The sequence below is a fragment of the Paraburkholderia sp. GAS32 genome (genome assembly GCF_050434225.1).
Taxonomy (GTDB): Bacteria; Pseudomonadota; Gammaproteobacteria; order Burkholderiales; family Burkholderiaceae; genus Paraburkholderia; species Paraburkholderia madseniana.
In genome coordinates, this window is record NZ_JBNPVS010000024.1 from 84,211 (window position 1) to 104,433 (window position 20,223).

A 20,223-nucleotide genomic window follows, 5' to 3' on the forward strand; every position below is an offset into this window, starting at 1 on the left:
CTGCTTCGCGACTTCGTAATCGCGTTACATGCAACCAAGTCTATCCAGAGATAAATCTTTGGAGGAAATACGGTCTCACGATACTGATATCGTGAAAAACGATGGCCCCGCACCCGTCCCTGCGGACAGCGTTATATATGTAACGCCAGACCGTCCCGTCCTGGCATCCCGCAACGCGTACCCGGCCAATCGGGCATTAGTGGCAAATCCGCTCATTTCCCGGACTTCATGCGAGCAGCTCGCGTGTCGAGCCGCTATCTGAACATAGTCAGATCGTTCAGCCAAATAAGGGTTACGGATATGTAACTATTGAATAGGAATAACGAGGTTCGCCGCTGCGAGCGCGTCTATCAGGACTGCCTGATCAGCATCGATGTTCCGCCGCACCTCGTCGATCGAATCGTGACTGAGCGGCTATTGGGACTTGCTCGATCGTTGTGCCGCGCCTCAGCGACCTATTCGCGAAGGGCGCGTCGACCACTTCAACGTAGTCGACAGTCTTGCGGATCGCCGAGGCAAGCCAGTCAGGAAGACGAACTGGACACGTTCACTGGTGACCCTGCGGGTATCGGCGACCTTCCAGTCTCAGTGCGACATCGTGGATGAGTTGATCGCGGCCTCCAGAGCCGACATTGTTGAGTTACACGGAATCCTGATCCATCAGATGCGGTAATTTGCATCGAATATCGACCCACGTAGACTTAGACCGACAATAGGCTTCGATACCGAATGGATGGGGCGACTCATCCCGACCGACCATATCGGGCTGTTGCGGCAAGTCACGTTCGCGGCCTACTACTTGCTGATCGCGGCGCTCTTTGTCGAGCTGTTTCGCCACAAGTTGAAAGCAATCGGCCTGGGCCGGAACCTTGCTGTTCCTCGTGATGCAACCGATCATGTCGAAGCGCGCGCCGGCGAAAGCGTTCGACTTCTAGGTGCTGCTGCGTCTGCGCATGCCGGACGGCTCGGTGACCACTACGGCGAAGCTGATCGCCCCGCCGAGGACTCCAGCACCATCGCCGCGATCGACCGCTGGGTGCTCTCGACGACGCTCGCATGGCTCAGCGAGAACCGCGCGTCGCTCTCCACCACTTGCTTCGTGTGCGTGAATCAGAGCGGTGGTTCGCTGAACGACGAACACTTCCTCGACGATCTCTTCGCGCTATTTTCGCGTCACGAGGACGTCATCCATTACCTGTGCATCGACATCAACGAAAGCGCCGCGCTGCACGATCTCGAGCATACAGAGCGCTTCATTGCGCGCGTGCACGACATGGGTGAAAAAATCGCGATCGACGATTTCGGCGCCGGTCAGTCATCGTTGCGTTATCTGAAGAAGCTGTCGGCCGACGCACTGAAGATCGACGGCGAATTTGTGCGCACGATGAGTAACCATCCGACCGACATCGCGATCGTAGGGGCTATCATTACCCTCGCACGCAATCTCGGCATGCGCAGCATCGCCGAATGGGTCGAAGAACCGCTTTGCTCTTTCTTGAACGGTTGATCGCTGAATACGCTCAAGCCTTCGATCGTCACGATGAAGCCCTGCTGCGCAGCATATGGCATGAAGATGCACTTCTATGCGTGCGGCAACTTCGAAGGCGTCGAGGCGATTCTCGGATCAGCCCGGCAGAACTGGCAGACAATGCCGCACATGCATCACTGGATGGCCAACCCATTGATCGACATCGCCGGCGATACAGCGACCGGCCCGGCTGCCGTCGACTGCCTGTGCGCCCATGTCGAAATGGGTCCAATGCAAATCAGCGGCCTCTGCCACGACCGTTTTGAACGTCGAGACGGTCGCAGGGCGTTCGTCGAACGCCGTTTCGACCTTCATTTCCTCACACCACTCACCAACTGGACACCGGTTGCGTGCAGCGAGAGCGTCAAACCGTAGGCGAATAAGTCACTAGCTGGCCTTCGGTGTTTTGTCGATCATCAACGACAGATGATCCAGATCCTCGCGCAGCAGCGCCAACGCCTCGCTGACGGCGCTGCTGCCTTTCAATTGCCGTTTGGCCGGCCGTACGACCGATTGCACGGCGAGCTCCGCGATCGTGTCGGCGATCTCGATTGCGCTGCTCGCGCCCTCCGGTTTGTACCAGAACGCGGGCCAACTGCACATGCCGATGAGCGTGAACGCCGTGACCTTGGCGTCGACGACCCGGAACACCCCGGCGCTCACTCCTGCTTCGATGGCCGCGGTAAAGTTGTTCAGCACCGCGCGCTTCGCATCTTCGTTCGCACGATAGGCGCGCTCGGGCAACTGCTGCTCGGTGCGTTGAATCACGCGAAACTCGTTGTAGTGGCTCAGAATCAGCATCGTATGCTGATGAACTAGCAGACGCAGGCGCTCTTTCGGATCCGCGTCCGTCTCAGCCACGGCCTGGCTCGACAGCCGCCTTGCTCTTAACGTGACCTCCTCGACCAGCGCCGTAAGTATCTCGTCCTTGTTCTTGAAGTAGTAATAGACCGCGGTACGTGTCACGCCGAGCGCCTCGGCGATTTCCTGCATCGACGCACCGCCGAAACCCTTCTCGATGAAGAGCGCGGCCGCGGCGTTCAGTATCTGTTCTTTTTGTCCGTCAGCATTCACCTTTGCCACGAAACCACTCCTGATAGCGGTCGACGGCCAGAATGCCGCCCTACCGTAGTGTTGTGTTTGCGTGATTCTAACGCTCAGGTCATTCCGTTCAACCCCTCGCGGTCTGTCCTAACCCATACGCCGGCGTCATCGTCGCCACACGAGTATTGAGCATAACGGGCAGAAAGCGCCGCCGCCACAAAGTCGCGTAGAAAAGCAATCCGTGTTTTGATTTTTGCGTCCAGGTATTCTCGCGACAGATAAGTCGCGTACACGGTTGTACCCTGCATCTCATACTCCGGCAGCACTCGTACCAGTAGACCGTCTTGCAGCGAAGATAACGCCGACAACATCGGCAACGGACCGATGCCAAATCCTTCGACCAGTGCAGCCGCCAGAGCTTCGGCCGAGTTCACACGCAATTTTCCAGGTAGCAGTTCGATTTCAGCCACACCGTCCCTTCCTTCGAACTTCCAGCGATCGGCCGGAAAGTGCGGCGTGACCAGTTGCAAGCACGTATGCTGATGCAACTCCGGCACCGACCTCGGCGCGCCACGGCATTCAATATATTTCGGCGATGCACAAAGCACGGTCGGCATCGTACAGATTCTGGCGGACACGAGTGCGGAGTCGGGCAAATGTGCAGTGGCGACCTGAAGCGAAACATCGAACCCCTCATCGAGGAGGTCGGGAATTCGCTGCGACAGCGTAACTTCAGCACGTACCAGCGGATACTTTTCGAGATACCGTGTGAGTGCCGGCATGACATAAATCTGTCCGAAGCTCAAAGGAGCATGAATCCGCAGCACGCCAGCCGGCGATGTCCGCGCCTCTCCGGCTTCCGCTTCGGACGAATCGACCAGCGCGAGGATCTCCCTGCAGCGATGCAAATATCGATTTCCTGCATCAGTCAATGCGATACGCCGGGTCGTCCGATTGAACAGCCGGGTGCGCAAATGTGCCTCCAGATCCGAGATAAAGCGGGAAGCCTGCGCCGTGGTCACGTCCGACTGCTCCGCGCCCGCGGTGAAGCTGCCCGCCTCCGCCACGCGCACGAAGACTCTCATGTTTCGTATCAGGTTCATCCTGTCCGCCCGGCTACCCCAGCTATCGCTAGAATTTGTGCCGCAACGCGACGCGAACACCCACCTGCTTGCTGGTAGTGGACGGACTAAAGCCGCTGATCGAGGCAACCACCGGTTGATCAAGCGAGTCGCGGCCGCTTGCGTGCTGCAGTACTGCCAGCGCGTATAGGTCAGTTCGCTTGGACAGGTTGTAATCGGCACCGAGGTCGAATTGCAGATACCGGGCGCCATCATCGCCTTTGACCGAATTTCGCCGCATATAGTCAAATGCGGTACCGAGCAATAATGTCGGGGTTACTCGGGTTCTCACGCTCAATTCAAGGTTCGTGAACTGGGCCGCTCCGGAATAGCCGAACGGGTTGGGACCAGAGGCTGAGCCAAGCGACTCAAAACGTGTATTGGTCGCGACCAGTCCGAGCGTAGTGGCGCTGAATGTATAAGCAGCGCCAACCCCAAAAATCTCGGTCGTTTTAGCCGACGCGTAGCCGGCAAACACTGGATTCGATTGGGCCGACGTCGCCGATCCCAGCCCCCCCATGTTGTCCGCCGTCACACCGCCCTTATTCGGCGTGTTTCCATAGAAGGAAATGTTCGGGTCGCGCGCATTCAGGTAACCGGCCCCGAGCGACAGGGATCCGCCGGTATAGCCTGCACCGAGTGACCAGATCTGGTTCTGCGTGATGCTCCCCGCCGTGCCGCCGAAACTATAGGCTGCGCCGGCGCTTAAGCCGTGGTACGCAGCAGTCGTGAACTTGACCGCATTGTTGATGCGGTTCGTATTGGCCAGATTGTCCACGTCGTCGGGATGGGTGCCCATATATCCCGCCCACTGCCCCACGACAGCCAGCGGCTGCAAGAAGTCGACCAGCGTGTCATATTGCCTGCCGAGCGTCACTGCTCCGGAGCCGCCGGCAATACCCACGTAGGCCTGGCGGCCGAACTCCGTTCCGCCTTGCGCGAGTGCGCCGTTATTCGCAGTGAAGCCATTCTCGATGACGAATAGGGATTTCAGTCCGCCGCCGAGGTCCTCGGTTCCTCGCAGGCCCCAGCGACTCCCGCTTGCTCCCGTCGCCGTTCCATCGGTCAGAGCAAACTGGTGCGCGCCTGACAGCGCACCGCCGGTCTTGCCGGTTTGCGCGTTGCTCACGTAAGTGACGCCGAGATCCACAATGCCATAGAGGCTAATCGAGTTTTGCGCATGTGCCGTACAAACGAAACCACCGAGGAAGCAGCCAATATAAGTTTTTTTCACGAATCATCTCCAATATTAATACGTTATACTATTTATTATTGATCCATCTATGGACGGATCATTTCGTGTCGCAGCAATTCAACAGGTGTCAAGCAATGGAAAACTGTTGACCACTACGCTCGCGCACGTCGCCGGTTTGCCGCGATGAATGCATCGAGGCTCAGAGAACCGGCACCCCATACGATCACTTGCAGAAATCCGCCCGTAATCGCAATGTTCTTCATGAAGCTGATCATCTGCTTGGGATCAGCAAAGTTGTCGTGAAAGGTCAGCCCCGTCGCCAACGTAAAGATCGCCATCACTGCTGCCACCATACGGGTGCGATAGCCGAGAGCTAGCGCCGTGCCGAACCCGAGTTCGATAATCACGGCGATGACGTAGGCAGCCTCGGGCCATGGCAGCGCCTTCGAGGCAATGTAGGCTTTCGTGCCAATGGGATCGGCCAGCTTGCCGAAACCACTCATCATGAAAAGCGAGCTCATGAGAATGCGGCCGAGGGTTGCGGCCGAAGAAGTGCTTGTATTCAACAGTGCCTCACATCGTGGTTAGAAATCGGATCAATACGTTCAATACGTTCACCAGCTGCCTGGATTCGGCATCCCGTGCGGGCGCCGGCTATGCCTCTTTGTCCAGTGGATTGGTCGTGTTGTGCCGGACCGGGAACGTCTCCGGGTAAGCCGGAATCTGCTTGACACGACGCTCACGCAGGCGACCAAGCGTGCCGACCGCCACCGCAGCCAGCACAGTCGGTACGGCCGAGACGAGCAAGGTCCGGTCGACGCTCCACGCGAGCGCCATCAACTGTCCACCGGCTAGCGGCCCAAGCACCGCGCCGAGCCTGCCGAAACCGAGTGCCCAGCCCGCGCCGGTAGCGCGCGTGCTTGTCGGATAGATCGTGACCGCCAGTGCATTCAGGCCGGATTGCCCGCCCAGAATGCAGAATCCGGCGAATGCGATCCACAGGGCGGCGGCCAGCGGCACCGTATGGAAGTAGCTGATGCCGACGATGGCGATGCCCCCGAGGGCGAAATTAGCAAACAACACTGCGGCAAAGCCGCGCCGATCGATCAGCATGCCGAGCGCGAAGTTGCCCAGCAACCCGCCAAGCCACAGCGCCGTGCCCGCCAGCACCGCTCGATTGGACGAATAGCCTGCGCCGCTCATCAGCACGGGAATCCACGCGGCGAGAAAGTACGCACAAAGCATGTTGGCGAAGTTCGCCGCCCAGAGCAGCGGTGTGACGATTCGACGGCCTTCGCCCAGCAGCATCGCCAGCGTGCTGCCGCTGAGTACGCTGTTCGCGGGTGGCAATGTGGGCATGGCGGCCCCGGGCGCCACCCGTTGCAGCAATAGCAAGGTACGTAGCGTTTGCGGGTGGCGCAGCAGGCAAAATTGCAGGGATTCGGGAAGCGCCGCGAACATTGAAAGGGACAGCAGCGCTGTGAGCAATGCCCCCGCGTAAAAAACACCGCCCCAGCCGAACGGCGCAATCACGAGAGCCGCAATCCCTCCGCCGACCACCCCGCCGACGATGTAACCCGACGATACCGCCATCATCAGGCTCACGCGGATGCGTGCCGGGCTGTATTCGCCTGCGAGGGCCATCGCATTCGGAACGATTGCTCCCATTCCGATACCAGCGGCAAAACGAACGCCGATCAGTGCGCCGATCGAGGTGGCGAAAGGGGTAAGCGTCATGCAAAGCGCGATCCAGGCGGTCGCGGCGATCAGCATCGGACGGCGGCCGATCGTGTCAGCAAATCCCGCGAGCATCAGCGATCCGGCGAACATGCCCAGCAACCCGGCTGCGAACACGGGCCCCAACATGGAGCGGCTGGCGCCCCAGGTTTTGATCAAGGCCGGAGCGGCATAAGCCATCGCCTGCACATCAAAGCCGTCGATCACCATACACAACGCGCATAAGCCGAGCACGCGCCACTGCATGGTGGTAACAGGCCTGCCGTCGAACAACGAAAATGCGCTCTCTTCACCTGACGATGCCATGACTGTCTCCCAACCTGATTGCTATAGTCGGTGCGGATTCGCGTGAAGGGACGCATCGCCACCGCACCTCTTATCTGTCGTTCAATTTACTCTCATGTCGTTTATTTGACGAATTCGACAAATTACGAACAAAAAAATAAGCGCGCGTCAGTCGCAGCTTCAGTTCACCGCATCGCCGTGAAGCAGTTCATATTGCCGAACGAATTCCGGGTCGCGCTTGCGCAAATCATCATGCGTGACACGTCCGGTACGACGCATGTAGTCGTAAGTGAAGCTGACCGGATCGAGATGCAGCTTGTCACCGACGTTTTCATACCAATCAAGACTCTTTGCCGCGGCCAGCTGGAAGCGATCCGAAGCCGAGCGGCGCGACGCCTCGAAATACTCAAACGCAGCGTTGAGATCATTCGTATGGGCACACAAACCTTCGTATAGCGCGATCGAATCTTCCATCGCCATACGCGTGCCGGAGCCGAGCGAAAAGTGCACCGAACGCAGCGCATCCCCGATCAGAATCATGTTCTCGTGATGCCAGTTCTCGTTTTTGACGGTCACGGCTTCAAACCATGTGGACTTGTTCGACAGCAGACCGTGTCCGTCCAGGTCGTCGGCGAAAACCTGTTCGCAGAAGGCGCGGCTGTCCGCATCGCTCATCGCGTCCAATCCGGCGCGTGCCCACGTCTGCGGATCCGTTTCGATCAGAAACGTACTCATGCCGTTGGCGTACTCGTAACTATGGGCGATGAACACACCAAACTCGGTTTCGCGAAAGATCAGCGAGACTGCATGAAACGGTTTGCTGGTCCCGTACCAGGCAAATTTGTTGCGGCGCTGCACGAACGACGGTTTGAATGCGTCCGCATATTGCGCGCGAGTCCGGCTGTTCACACCATCCGCCACCACCACGAGATCTGCCTCACGCAATGCACCCAGATCATCCACGCGAGCATTGAACTGTAGATCGACGCCCGCCGATCTGCATTCGGCATGCAGAAACTGCAGCAATGCAATGCGGGCGACCCGCGAGAAGCAGTTGCCATGGATTGGCACGTGCACACCGCGGTGAACGATTTCCATGTGCTCCGAACGCACGTGGCCGGCCGTAAACCGACGGAAGAACTCGGGGTCAGATTTCTCGAGAAACGATAGTGCAACGTCCGAGAACACCACCCCCCAGCCGTAAGTGGCGCTGGCGTCATTCTGTTCGAAGACCCGGACCGCCCACTCCGGAAAGCGTCGTTTGACCAGATACGAGAGAAACAGCCCGCCGGGCCCTCCTCCTACGATATTGATGTTCATCCTCAGTCTCCTGCGTCTGACTCGAGCGCCGTGCGCTGCGCGGCGACTTCCATCAAACGGTTGCGAAATTCCACGGGTATGGCGATCGAACGACGTTCGGGCCGGGCTATGCAGATAGGGCTCAGCGTCGCCGAAAAAATGGTCTCCCCGGTCTCGCTGGTTCCCGCTATCCCGAGGTCGAAAGAACGCTCACGTACGTCCATGACCGCCACGCTCATGTCGAACAGTTCATCCGGTCTCAGGCTTTTGTTGAACACAAAGCTGAGCGCTTTGACCGGCGTGCCGAATCCTTGTGCGTCCTTGCCCGCTTCAACCGGGGCGCCAAGCAGGAAAGCGTAGAACCTGTTTGCCACGGAAATCACGTACTCGCTGAAATTGACCGTGTACACCACCCCTGCCGGATCGCACTCACTCCACTTTACGCGCCGGCGCACCACGAAGGGCTGGCCGCTGATCAGCCACTCCGACGGGCCTGTGTCGAAACCCTCGAAGGCGGTCATGTCAGGCCTCGGCCGGCGCGATTGGCGTCGCAAACTTTTCAGTCAGCAACGCGCCTCCGCCAGGAATCTTTGCGTCGAGTCCCAGCTTGTCGAGCATCCGCCGCGTCGTGCACACCGCGGTCGACGTCACCGGAATGCCAAGTCGCGCCTGGATCGCGTCGATAGCCGGCAGCGATTGCATCTGCACACAGGCCGATGCGACGACGACATCGACATTCGCCACATTAAGCGTCCCCACGTCTTGCAGAAGCTGCATGGGGTCACGCCGCCCCACATCCAGGTTATCCGGAATTTCGAATGAGAGCGCGTCGACCACCTCGATCCCCTCGCTCTCGATGTATTCCACCACCAGTTTGGTCAGCGGCTTCATGTAGGGCGCCATCAATGAAATTCGACGGGCGCCCATGATCTTCAGACCTTCTATGAGCGCTCCGGCTGAAGTCATCACCGCCGCATCGCACTGATTGGCTTTGACCACCTCGGCCAACTCCCTCTCCACCGTGCGGTGATATCCCGGTCCCATGGCCATGATTGCGACAAGACAAGCCGTGCTCATCACATCCATGCGAGCGTCGGCGAGTTCCGCAGCGCACCGCAAGCCTTCCTTGTTCATGGCGACGAGTTCTTCCTTCGTCACCTTGTGCATGCGCATGCGACTCGAATGAAACGTGAAGCGTTCTGGCGCCAGCGTTTCGCGGCGCCGCAATAAGGCGGGCACTTCTGTTTCCATCGTCGTGTTGGAACTCGGCACGATCTGGCCGATCCGGTAGGCGATCTTGCTCATGTCAATGATCCTGTCTGGAAGGTGAAACATTCGCCGCGGCTTCGGACTCGATGGTCTGCGCGATGATCCGGCGCATGGCGGGTTTGTCGACTTTGCCGACTCGCGTGACCGGAAACTCATCCACGATTTCGATCCGCTCCGGACACTTGAACTTCGCGAGTCCCTGAGACGAGAGGAAGTCGATCATCTGTGGAATATCGGGCGCGGCATGTCCTTCACGGATGATGAGAAACGCACAGCCCTTTTCTCCGTAAAACGGATCGGGCATCGCCACGAGCTTTGCGTCCAGCACGGCCGGGTGGTGGCTCATCAACGCTTCGACTTCCTCGGCACCGATTTTCTCGCCACCGCGATTGATGTTGTCGCGCAGGCGTCCTTCAAACGAGAAGTAAGTCACCCCATCGACGACATGAGCGCGCATCATGTCCCCGGTCCGGAAGAAACCCGTCGACGTAAAGGCCGTCGCGTTGGCCTCGGGCGCGTTGTAGTAGCCTCTCAGGCTGGACGGACCACGAAAACACAGTTCACCCATTTCGCCCGGCGCGACCGGTGATTCATTGTCAGCATGGAGCAGAACAACTTCGTCATGTTCGCAGCCTGATCGCCCATGCGTGTGATGACGCACGAACTCGTCGGCAGCCGGCCCCGAACCGATCAGCAAACCTTCGGTCGTGCCGTACATATTCGAACTGGTCACGCCGAGAAACGCTTCGAGCCCATCGGCCCGGGTCAGACAAAAGAACAGCTTGAGCGACGACAGGTCATAGTTGAGCACTTCGGGGCACGCCATGATCTGCGGGGCGACCGGTCCGATCGAAACAGCATGCGTTACGCGATGCTGCTGGATCAGTTCCGCCATCCGCACGATATCGACCTTTGGCATCAATACGGTGGTCTGCCCGAGGGATATCGTGGGCACCAGCGCATAAAGATGCGCCGCGTTGTGAAGTAAAGGTAGTGACCAGATCAACGTGGCGTTTTCGCCGGCCTCGACGTGCCTGGACCACGCTTCGGCATGCGCGAGATATTCCGCGTGAAAACGCGGGATGATCTTTGGCACCCCTGTCGTACCGCCAGACAGTTGGAAGCTAAGGACGTCTTCCGAGCCGATGTGCACACCGCGTAGAGTGGTCCTCGCCTCATCCAGCGACACCGACTCCAGTAATGCGGACATCGAATGCGTCCCAGCGGGCGCATCACCACGCGCAACGACCAGATGTTTGAAAGACGGATGTTCGGCACACATCTTCCGCGCAAAACCGACCAGATCGAGCTGTGCCGCGTCGGCCTGCACGAAATAGGCTTGCGGCAGCGACAAGCCTGCCAGCTTGCCGATCTCGATCTCGCGGTACTGCGGCAGAGCGCAAACCGGAACAATGCCGCTCTTGTAGCATGCACACAGCGCCAGTGCGGTGTCGATGGTCGTCCCCATCTGGAACACAGCGCGTGCTCCGGGTTCGAGTCCGAGTTTGAGCAATGCCGTGGCCAGACGGTCGCTTTGTTCATCCAGCGCGCGAAACGTGATGCTGCGCTCGTCGCTGATCAAGGCCAGCTTGTCGGGAAGGCGTCGCGCCGTTGCCGCGAGCGCCTCGCCGAACGTTTTGTCGACCCACGCGCCGACCTGAAAATAATGCTGAGCGACCGATGGTTCGCAATATGCGACACCTTCGAGCGGATAATGGATGCCTGCCATGTCTGTCTTCTCCAGTCGACGCGTTCTTATTGTTCGACGATGCGAACGCGGTCTTTGTCAAACGTATCGATACGCCCGCACAAGCCGCCTGTGAAGAGGCCATACCAGACGGCTGGTTTCAGACCCAGCTCCTTGCGGTTGAATTCGAGCGCCTCTTCCGATTCAATCAGAAAGTAGCCCGGCGACGGTTGCGATACGCGATACTCGGGATTGCACCGCGCTGCATCCACCACGCTCGCGAACTCCGCCAGCGCCGGCACAAATATGCCCGGGCCTTCGCTCTTTATGCCGCATTGCCCGCTCAATAACCTGCCCTTTGCCTGCCATACAGTATCAATTTGCCGGAGTTGTCCTGCATGGTCGCTCGCGAGCTGCTCCGCCATGATTGCCGCTTCAAGCGTCAGCGCCGCATCCCGCGCGTCTAGCGATTGCAGTTCGCGCAGCTTGACGGTGATTTCGATGAAGTAACCGTTGGGGTCGCGAAAGTAGATCGATTCGATCACTTCGTGCTGAGTGGTCGATGAGACTTCCACACCTTTCGCCTCGAGCATCTCCTTCCATGCGAGCAACTTTTCCGCGCTATCGGTCAGCCACGCGGTGTGCGTCGCATCGAATACATGATCGTCGGGCGTGGGCGGCATCAAGGGACGTTCTTGCGGCGGCGGTTCGCCCAGATAGTAAAAAAACGCGATCGTGCTTCCGTTGCCGCTATCGAAGAAGAAATGAAGAAAGTCTGGGTGGCGCTCCGGGCCCCAGCCTCGCGCGGAGATCGTGTGGACAAGCGGCAGACCCAGCGTGTCGCGATAGAACTCGATGGTTTCGCGCAGCTTCCACGTCGGGCGCGCCGTGTGATCGACCCCCGACAGCCTGAGCGGTACTGATTGATTCATTCGTCAACTCCCGAGTTATAAGAAAGAGCGTTGATGCAGCCATTCGCCGGCCGCGCGCGCGGCGATTGCCCGGCCCGGTTCGTCCGCGGCCTCCAGCGGTCTGCCGTGATGATCGCCACGCACGCGAACGTGGGTCTTATCGGTCGAACCGATACCGGCAAAAATGTCGGCAATGGCCAATGGAAAAGTAGTCTGATCGCCGGTGTATTCGACCAGCAACGAGGGCACGGTGACCGAAGGCGCCGTTGCTTCCAACGCTGCATTCGACGAGAGACCGGACCATGTCGAAAGCCAGGACTCCGGGGAACACAAGCGTCCAAACCCGACCGAACCATAGTTCGAGACGACCGGATTCGGCGACCACAGCGAACCGGGTTTGCGGTCGGACGGATCGAGCGATGCGTCCAGACAGCGTAGGTCGGCGTCCGTCCGCCACACGGTCATGACCGGCGTGTGGTTGGCCTCGAGCTTCTGCCGGCGGGTCGCAACTTTTTCCTTCACGGCTTGCCGCGCGTCCTGACGCGCGGCGATCAATTGCCGGGCCATCTGGTCAAGACGCGCTACGCGGTCCCGTTGCGCATCGCGATAGCGGGCAACGAACTCTGCGCTATAGCGCGTCGCGCCGGGTTCGCGGGAATAGCCGTTCCCGGGGTTGAACGGGTTCAGCGCATCGTCGATCGATAACGCATCGCCTTCGTCGGTCACGGAAGGATCGATGCACCCCATCAATAAGCGACCCTGCCCCGGATGCGGCGCCAGATAGATCATGCCATCCACCATCGGCATGGTCGCACTCGCCAGATGGGTGGCGCGCCCACCGGGTGTCCTTGCGATCCGGTCTTGTGCGGAAAGCGCCGATTGCTGGATGTAGAAACTATAGAGCCCGGAACCGCCCGAATTGCCGAGCAACACAATGCGCTCGAAGCCTGCCTCGCGCAGGTAGCGCAAACCGGCCGCGACGTCGTGCAAGGCAAGTTCATGCTCGAGCCGGAGGTCGTTGCCGACCGAGCGAGCCGCCTGCGCCCAAACCGACGCCCCCGCCCGCAGCAATCCGGGAATCAGATAGTGGAACGTGAAGTTCTCGCGTGGGTGCATCAGGCAAACGACTGTTTTCGTCGATGCACCGCAGTACAGCACGCCACAGGTGGCCGCGCCATCTTCGGTACGCAGCGTGGCGCTGGTTTGTTGCGTGGCAAGCGGCAATGCGTCAGGAAACCAGTCAATCGTCAACGTATGAGGACGTTCGAGAACCACGCCAGCTGGCATATTGCTCATATAAATGTCTCCGTAGCCATTGACGTTAGTATAGCTTTTTTGACTACTACGTCAAATTTTAGACAGAAAAATCTGACCGAAGTCCACAGGCCTGCCCCGGCACTGTCCGGCTAGAAGGTCGGCCGTGCCTGTTTTCGCGCCAAACTAGGTCTCTAGAAACGACTGCTCGCCGCCAACGACCCAACTGGATTACCACCGCTTTCGACGCACCGTAAGCCGCCGCGGTCAGTTGTGGCTGGAGCATGCCGATCGAAGCAACCAGAATGATGTGGCCGCCGCCCCGCCCCAGCATGCGTTTCGAGACGGTCTACGAGACCAGAAACGCACCCGAGGCGTTGACCGCGAATATGCGGTCCCAAGTCGCGCGCGAAGTCGCCGTGAAAGACTCGGGCGAATACAGCCCGGCTGCAACGACGAGACCATCGATCGCGCCGCGGTTCTGCACGACTCCTCAAAGACGTGCGCGATCACGGCCTCGTCCGTGACATCGAGCGGTGGGCCGAATGCCGCACGCGGCCCGGCAGATCGGCCACGAGTTCGCGGACTCGCACGCCATCGAGATCGGCCAGTGCGATATGGGCACCCCGTTCGGCCAGCATCTGCGCGGTTGCAAAACCTATCCCGTCGCGTGCACCACCGCCACCGTGTCGAGTTGCCTCTCGACATCGCGCCACCCGACCCACACGCGAGCGCAACATGCGCAGTGTCTTTCTCATCCGTTTGTATTGCTTCGCATGTGCGTAACGACTGATCTGGCTTGCTAGGCGTGACGCCTGACGGTTGTAGTTCTACCGCAGCTTCAGGCCGTGTCTCGCAGTGGCCCTCACCAGGTGTTCGCAACACCGCTCGAGCAGGCGCGAATCGGTCGGATGCGCGATCGCATCCCCCATCACTGTCGTGTCAACGATTACGCGTTTCACGCTCGCGACTTTGATCGTGCCGGCGCGCTTTGCTGCGTCAATCGTCTCTGCCAGCAATTCTTCAACTTTGGCTTCCCCCAGCCGCCTGCGCTAGCGTGGCAGGCTCGATGGGTCAACTGGTGGTTCCGTCCGCAGGTAAGTCTCGCCAGTTGAACACGTGCCAATACGGGTTTTCGACCCATTGCCAGACGACCTCTTCGCCGGACAGGTCGAAAGCGTGTTGCAGGTAGAGCAGACCCGCAATCAGGCGCAGCGATGTAGCCGGGCGAGCCCTGCCGGGCACAAAGCTTTCACTCATCTCCGTGTCCAGCTGCTCCTAGTTGATCAGGTCGGCGAGGCACATCAGCGGATGCGTCAAGTTGATCTGTTCACGCAATCGTTGCCGGAAAGAAATCTCTCTCCGTCACAGGCGTCTTGGGACCCATCTGTACCTCGTTAGAAACTGCAGGATTCATGCATCAATACGCCCGGTCCCTGCAATTCCCACAACACCATTTCGGCCGTAAAGCCTCTCCACCAAGGACTTCCGAATTGTTCAAGGTCGACTACGAAAGCTCTGCTGAGGTTCGGACGTCAGACGTCAAATCAACTGTCGCCTTTCTTCCCGTGCGACTGATTGCGATCAAACACGGCCTTCTGCTATCGGTTGCTCCTCCCAGAGCTGCATCCAGACGTGGCGATGTCCGCGCTCTTCAGGAGCGCGATGCACGGCACGTTCGCCCCGCGCCTCCACACCGGTTAAAAAAATAACCCAAATATTGATCTCTGACTCATCTCAATATTAAGATGGACGCCTTGGCGCTCGTTGGCAGCGGCAGCCATCTTCACAACTTTCTGCACAGCTTGACGCGCACAACTAAATTCCGGATGCAACGTTGAATTCCGCGACGCTTTACGGAGAGCTGTTCATTTAACTTCCGCTCGGAAGATGAGCGCATCAGATATCTCGTTTCTCCGTAAGAAATGGTCGGCCCGCTGGTCCGCTTGTCAATCTAGCCATATCATCCGAGCTCACTCACGAGTTCCGGCACGAGTGCGAACAGATCGCCCACCAGACCATAATCGGCGACGCTGAAAATCGGCGCTTCCGGGTCCTTGTTGATGGCGACGATGACCTTCGAGTCTTTCATACCGGCCAGATGCTGGATCGCGCCCGAGATGCCGACCGCCACGTACAGTTGCGGCGCGACGATCTTGCCCGTCTGGCCGACCTGATAGTCGTTCGGCACGAAGCCCGCATCTACGGCCGCACGCGATGCGCCCAGCGCTGCGTTCAGCTTGTCCGCCAGCGGCTCCAGAACCTTCGTGTAGTTCTCGCCGTTGCCGAGACCCCGGCCACCCGAGACGATAATCTTCGCCGAGGTCAGCTCCGGACGGTCCAGCTTCGTCACTTCGCGGCTCACGAACTGCGAGAGGCCCGTGTCGGCTGCCGCTTCGATCTTCTCGACCGTTGCGCCGCCGCCTTCTGCTGCCACCGGGTCAAAACCGGTCGTGCGGACCGTGATGACCTTGATTGGGTCCTGAGATTGAACCGTGGCGATTGCGTTGCCTGCGTAGATCGGGCGTTCGAACGTATCGGCGCTATCTACCGCGGTAATGTCGCTGATCTGCGCGACGTCCAGCTTCGCGGCGATGCGCGGCGCGATGTTCTTGCCGTAGGCGGTCGCCGGCGTGAGGATGTGCGTGTAGTCCTTCGCGATGTTCATCACGGTTGCCTGGACGTTTTCCGCCAGGCCCGCTTCGAGTTGCGCCGCGTCGGCCAGCAACACCTTCGAAACACCTGCAATCTTCGCTGCCGCATCCGCCGCAGCCTGTGCGTTGTGACCTGCCACCAGCACGTGAATATCGCCACCAATCTTCTGCGCGGCTCCAATCGTATTCAGCGTCGCAGCCTTGATCGACGCGTTGTCGTGTTCAGCAATTACCAGATTCGTCATTTCGTCCGTCTCCTCACAGCACCTTGGCTTCGGTCTTTAGCTTCTCGACCAGCGTCTTCACATCCGGCACCTTCACACCGGCAGAGCGCTTCGGCGGCTCGACGACTTTCAGCGTCTTCAGGCGCGGCGTCACATCAACGCCGAGGTCTTCCGGCTTGATGACTTCCAGCGGCTTCTTCTTCGCCTTCATGATGTTCGGCAGCGTCACGTAGCGCGGCTCGTTCAGGCGCAGGTCGGTCGTGATCACAGCCGGCAGGCTCAGCGACAGCGTTTCCGCGCCACCGTCGACTTCGCGCGACACCGTAGCCTTACCGTCAGCGACGACAACCTTCGACGCGAAGGTAGCTTGCGGCAGGTTCGCCAGCGCAGCCAGCATCTGGCCGGTCTGGTTCGAATCGTCGTCGATGGCCTGCTTGCCGAGGATGACCAGTTGCGGCTGTTCCTTGTCGACCAGCGCCTTCAGCAGCTTGGCCACCGCCAGCGGCTGCAGGTCTTCGCCCGACTCGATCAGGATCGCGCGGTCCGCACCAATTGCCAGCGCCGTGCGCAGCGTTTCCTGCGCCTGCGTGACACCGGCCGACACGGCGATCACTTCGGTCGCCACGCCCGCTTCGCGCAGACGAACGGCTTCTTCAACCGCGATTTCGTCGAACGGATTCATCGACATCTTCACGTTCGCGATGTCGACGCCCGTGCCGTCCGATTTCACTCGAACTTTCACGTTGTAATCGACCACTCTCTTGACTGGCACCATGATTTTCATATCGCATTCCTATTGCGAGATTCATTGAGACATCGTGTGAGGCGACTCGCACCACACGATCCGATTCATCGCGCTCTCAAACCGAGCGCTGCACGTACGCATGCAACGGGCCGTCCCTGCCCTCGCGCAACAGGCCAAGCGAATGCAGCGTGGCTGCAGTGGGGTGTAGCGCCTGCGCCGTTGGCCGCGCACCCGTAGTACCGCTTACACGACAAGCGTTCGTTCTCGTGCGGGGCCGGCAGGTATTCCGATGCAGTCTGCGCGTCGCGTCGCCGATTCCCAGATCGTCAAGGACGAACGCACTCTATGTCACGCAGTGGGTGATCCGTCGAACGCCAAGGCGACGACAGGAAATGCCGCACGCGCTCGTGGCGAACTTCGTGTATGTGCGCAAGTGCCCAACGCGGCTCGCGGTCCTTGTCGACAAGATGGGCGCGCACTCCTTCGAGGAAGTCACCCTCCTCGACCGCCCGCGTCACGATCCCCAGTTCCATCCGGAAGCAATCGGCAAGCGTGCTGTGGCGGCCGCGCAGCATCGCCTCCCGCGCGACATAGAGCATCGTTGGCGAATGCATCTTCAGCACTTCGAGCGTCGCCTGAATCCACTGCCTGATCTCGCGCGGAGCGTTCGCATCGGCGTCGTGCTTCAACGTTCCCACGATCCGATCGAGATCAAAGCGCGGATTGAAATAGCGCTTGATGACCTGCGTCAGCGACCCGAGTGGCGCATGCGCCATCACGTTGCCAGGCGGCTCGAAGATCGCCTGTAGCGAGCGCATCAGCACGTCAGGAAACGCGGGATTGAGGCGAGACGATGGCATCGATTGCAGCCGCTCCTCGAATGTCTTCAGCCATTCCGACGACACGCAGACGTCGGCCAGGTGGCAGAGCACTGCGTCGGGCCCCGTCAGCGTGGTTCCGGTGAGCCCCACATACAGTTCGGTCTCAACGGGCATCTTCGCGAGAAAATAGCTGGCGCCCACATCAGGAATTAGTCCGATACGCGTCTCCGGCATCGCCATCTTCGTGCGCTCGGTAACGACGCGCAGCCGCGCGCCCTGACCGAGGCCCATACCGCCGCCCATCGTCACGCCATCAAGTAGCGCGACTACTGGCTTCGGAAAGGTATGCAAAGCGTAATCGAGCCGGTATTCGTCGATGAAGAACTGCTGCCAATCGAGATGCTTCGCGCTCGCAAGGCGATGCAGATCGCGCACATCGCCGCCGGCACAAAAGCCCTTGGCGCCCGCGCCTTTCAGCACGAGGGCAACGATGCCGTCGTCGGTACGGCAATGTTCGACCAGCACAGCAAGCTCGCGCACCATCGCGTGCGATAGCGCATTGAGCGCGGCCGGCCGGTTCAGCGTGATGATCGCCACACGGTTGACAACACGAAACAGAATTTCGCGCTCCGCTGCTACGCCTGTATCGAGTACGACGCTCTGCAAGGCGCTCATCGGCGGGTCTCCTGCTCGACGTTTGCGACCTGGTCAGCGTTCCCTGCGTGCCCAGCCTGCGTCACCTGCCAGCGTGGCGCGCGCTTCTCGAGAAACGCAGTGACGCCTTCGCGCTGATCGGCGCCGTCGAACAGATCGACAAAGCGTTCCCGCTCCACCGCCAACGCCGCCGCACGCGGCACGCCGTTGCGGCCCTGGTGAATCAGCGTCTTGCTGAAGGCGACCGCTTGCGGGCTAAGGCTCGCGACACGCGCCGCCATCGTAAGCGCGGCCTCCCGCGCGGCACCCTTTTCCACCACTTCTTCGACAAGGCCGATACGCAATGCGGTCGCAGCGTCGACGCGTTCGCCGGTCAGAATCATCCGCTTGGCCCAGCCTTCGCCGACCAGCCATGGCAACGTCTGCGTGCCGCAGCCGCACGGCAGTAAGCCCACCGCCGTTTCGGGAAGCGCCATCACCGCATGTTGCTCGGCGATGCGGATATCACAGGCCAGCGCACATTCGAGCCCACCGCCCATTGCATAACCGTTGATCGCCGCGATCACCACCGGTCGTGCGTTCTGCAAGGTCTCGAACGCCGAGCCGAAGCGCGTCGCCGCCGTGCGCGCGACTTCGCGATTGCCGTCAGCGAACGCGTTCAGGTCGGCGCCCGCACTGAAGAACTTCGGGCCATCGCCCGCAATCACGATGGCCCGCACGCGCGCTTCGCCGTTCAGATGTTCGACGGTCTGCTGCAACATCAGCAAGCCGTCGGGCGTGAACGCGTTCGCCGGTGGCCGCTTGAGTGTCAGCAGCGCGACGGCGCCGTCGTGGGCGTAGTCGAGCTCGATCATGACGCCTCTCCGACCTTGCTGTCCTTTCGATAGAGCTTGATGACCGCCGAGAAGTCCAGGCGTCCCGCGCCCTTCGCGCTCATCGATTGATAAAGCAGCTGCGCGAGCGCCCCGCAATAGACCGGTTGACGTGCGGCTTTTGCGACGTCGATGGCGAGGCCCAGGTCCTTGAGCATCAGATCGGTGCCGAAGCCACCGGTATAACCGCGCGTGGACGGTGCGGTTTCGATCACGCCGGGCATCGGGTTATACGTGTCCGAACTCCAGCAGCGGCCCGTCGAGGTATTGATGATGCCGCCCAGCACTTTCGCGTCGATGCCGAGCGCCTCGCCCAGCGACATCGCCTCGGCCACGCCTGCCATCGTGATGCCGAGCACGAGGTTGTTACAAATCTTCGCGACCTGGCCGGTGCCGGTGTCGCCGCAATGCACGATATTCTTGCCCATCGCCGAGAGCACCGGCTTGACCTGCTCATACGCGCTCGCGCTGCCGCCAACCATGAAGGTCAACGTACCCGCCGCCGCGCCGCCGGTGCCGCCGGACACGGGCGCATCGACAAAAGTGTTGCCGTGTTGCTGCGCGAGTTCGGCGAAGTATTTCACGCTCGCGGGATCGATCGTGCTCGAATCGATGATCGTCACGCCTTTCGCGATGCCGGCGAACACGCCGTCATCCGCGGTCAGTACGCTGCGCACATGCGCAGCGGCGGGCAGCATGGTGATCACACATTCCGCGTCGGCCACCGCTGCTTTCGGCGAACCGGCCGCTTTCGCGCCCGCATCGACGAGCGCCTGCACGGCTTGCGCGTTGAGGTCAAACACGTTGACCGCGTTGCCCGCCTTGAGCAGGTTGTGCGCCATCGGCGCGCCCATGTTGCCGAGTCCGATAAAGCCTATTTTCATGATGTCGTCTCCAGTCGATAGGAGTTGGCGCTTTAGCGC

At 60.0% G+C, this 20,223-nt stretch carries 18 protein-coding genes and 2 pseudogenes; 2 read left to right on the forward strand and 18 right to left on the reverse strand.

What is annotated here, in order from left to right; translation table 11 throughout:
• The first annotated feature begins 733 nt into the window (after positions 1–733).
• Together P3T25_RS26835 and P3T25_RS26840 are read left to right on the forward strand one after the other, a co-directional pair.
• Complete coding sequence (locus tag P3T25_RS26835) at positions 734–1,507, forward strand: EAL domain-containing protein (RefSeq protein ID WP_429359633.1); 774 nt, start codon at positions 734–736, stop codon at positions 1,505–1,507.
• A 60-nt stretch (positions 1,508–1,567) separates the two neighbouring features.
• A complete protein-coding gene (locus P3T25_RS26840) occupies positions 1,568–1,903 on the forward strand; it encodes a nuclear transport factor 2 family protein (protein ID WP_429359635.1) in 336 nt (111 codons plus the stop codon).
• 12 nt (positions 1,904–1,915) lie between these two features.
• Here P3T25_RS26840 and P3T25_RS26845 read toward each other — a convergent pair whose 3' ends face one another.
• The 18 genes and pseudogenes from P3T25_RS26845 to mmsB all read right to left on the reverse strand — a co-directional run bounded on the left by P3T25_RS26845 (position 1,916) and on the right by mmsB (position 20,184).
• Positions 1,916–2,611 carry a TetR/AcrR family transcriptional regulator gene (locus tag P3T25_RS26845; protein ID WP_429359637.1) on the reverse strand — a complete coding sequence of 232 codons (696 nt, stop codon included), beginning with the start codon at positions 2,609–2,611 and terminating at the stop codon, positions 1,916–1,918.
• Between the two features lie 74 nt (positions 2,612–2,685).
• Entirely contained in the window at positions 2,686–3,675 is a 990-nt protein-coding gene (locus P3T25_RS26850) for a LysR substrate-binding domain-containing protein (RefSeq protein WP_429359725.1), read from the reverse strand.
• 28 nt (positions 3,676–3,703) lie between these two features.
• Positions 3,704–4,927, reverse strand: coding sequence for a porin (locus P3T25_RS26855; RefSeq protein ID WP_429359639.1), 1,224 nt, complete (start codon positions 4,925–4,927; stop codon positions 3,704–3,706).
• A gap of 113 nt (positions 4,928–5,040) precedes the next feature.
• Complete coding sequence (locus P3T25_RS26860) at positions 5,041–5,454, reverse strand: DoxX family protein (RefSeq protein WP_429359641.1); 414 nt, start codon at positions 5,452–5,454, stop codon at positions 5,041–5,043.
• Positions 5,455–5,542: 88 nt separating this feature from the next.
• Complete coding sequence (locus P3T25_RS26865; RefSeq protein ID WP_429359643.1) at positions 5,543–6,931, reverse strand: MFS transporter; 1,389 nt, start codon at positions 6,929–6,931, stop codon at positions 5,543–5,545.
• Positions 6,932–7,090: 159 nt separating this feature from the next.
• Complete coding sequence (locus P3T25_RS26870) at positions 7,091–8,230, reverse strand: FAD-dependent monooxygenase (protein WP_429359644.1); 1,140 nt, start codon at positions 8,228–8,230, stop codon at positions 7,091–7,093.
• A gap of 2 nt (positions 8,231–8,232) precedes the next feature.
• Positions 8,233–8,730 (reverse strand): acyl-CoA thioesterase, encoded by a 498-nt coding sequence (locus P3T25_RS26875; protein WP_424782650.1) that lies wholly within the window; start codon positions 8,728–8,730, stop codon positions 8,233–8,235.
• 1 nt (position 8,731) lies between these two features.
• Positions 8,732–9,514, reverse strand: coding sequence for a maleate cis-trans isomerase family protein (locus P3T25_RS26880; RefSeq protein ID WP_429359647.1), 783 nt, complete (start codon positions 9,512–9,514; stop codon positions 8,732–8,734).
• A 1-nt stretch (position 9,515) separates the two neighbouring features.
• Positions 9,516–11,207 carry an AMP-binding protein gene (locus P3T25_RS26885; protein ID WP_429359649.1) on the reverse strand — a complete coding sequence of 564 codons (1,692 nt, stop codon included), beginning with the start codon at positions 11,205–11,207 and terminating at the stop codon, positions 9,516–9,518.
• Positions 11,208–11,233: 26 nt separating this feature from the next.
• Positions 11,234–12,097 carry a VOC family protein gene (locus tag P3T25_RS26890; protein ID WP_429359651.1) on the reverse strand — a complete coding sequence of 288 codons (864 nt, stop codon included), beginning with the start codon at positions 12,095–12,097 and terminating at the stop codon, positions 11,234–11,236.
• A 15-nt stretch (positions 12,098–12,112) separates the two neighbouring features.
• Positions 12,113–13,372 (reverse strand): alpha/beta hydrolase, encoded by a 1,260-nt coding sequence (locus P3T25_RS26895; RefSeq protein ID WP_429359653.1) that lies wholly within the window; start codon positions 13,370–13,372, stop codon positions 12,113–12,115.
• A gap of 58 nt (positions 13,373–13,430) precedes the next feature.
• Positions 13,431–13,817 (reverse strand): annotated as a pseudogene (locus tag P3T25_RS26900) (SDR family NAD(P)-dependent oxidoreductase).
• 192 nt (positions 13,818–14,009) lie between these two features.
• Positions 14,010–14,717 (reverse strand): annotated as a pseudogene (locus P3T25_RS26905) (transposase); the annotation flags it as partial.
• 576 nt (positions 14,718–15,293) lie between these two features.
• Positions 15,294–16,229, reverse strand: coding sequence for an electron transfer flavoprotein subunit alpha/FixB family protein (locus tag P3T25_RS26910; protein ID WP_429359655.1), 936 nt, complete (start codon positions 16,227–16,229; stop codon positions 15,294–15,296).
• Positions 16,230–16,242: 13 nt separating this feature from the next.
• On the reverse strand, positions 16,243–16,992 hold the full coding sequence (locus P3T25_RS26915; RefSeq protein WP_429359657.1) for an electron transfer flavoprotein subunit beta/FixA family protein: 750 nt from the start codon (positions 16,990–16,992) through the stop codon (positions 16,243–16,245).
• A 287-nt stretch (positions 16,993–17,279) separates the two neighbouring features.
• Positions 17,280–18,449, reverse strand: a complete 1,170-nt coding sequence (locus P3T25_RS26920; RefSeq protein WP_429359659.1) for an enoyl-CoA hydratase/isomerase family protein — start codon at positions 18,447–18,449, stop codon at positions 17,280–17,282.
• Positions 18,446–19,282: an enoyl-CoA hydratase gene (locus P3T25_RS26925; protein WP_429359661.1), complete on the reverse strand. Its 837-nt coding sequence runs from the start codon at positions 19,280–19,282 to the stop codon at positions 18,446–18,448. Before P3T25_RS26925 ends, P3T25_RS26920 begins: the two co-directional genes overlap by 4 nt.
• On the reverse strand, positions 19,279–20,184 hold the full coding sequence (gene mmsB / locus P3T25_RS26930; RefSeq protein WP_429359663.1) for a 3-hydroxyisobutyrate dehydrogenase: 906 nt from the start codon (positions 20,182–20,184) through the stop codon (positions 19,279–19,281). The genes P3T25_RS26925 and mmsB overlap by 4 nt, the downstream gene beginning before the upstream one ends.
• Between the last annotated feature and the right edge of the window lie 39 nt (positions 20,185–20,223).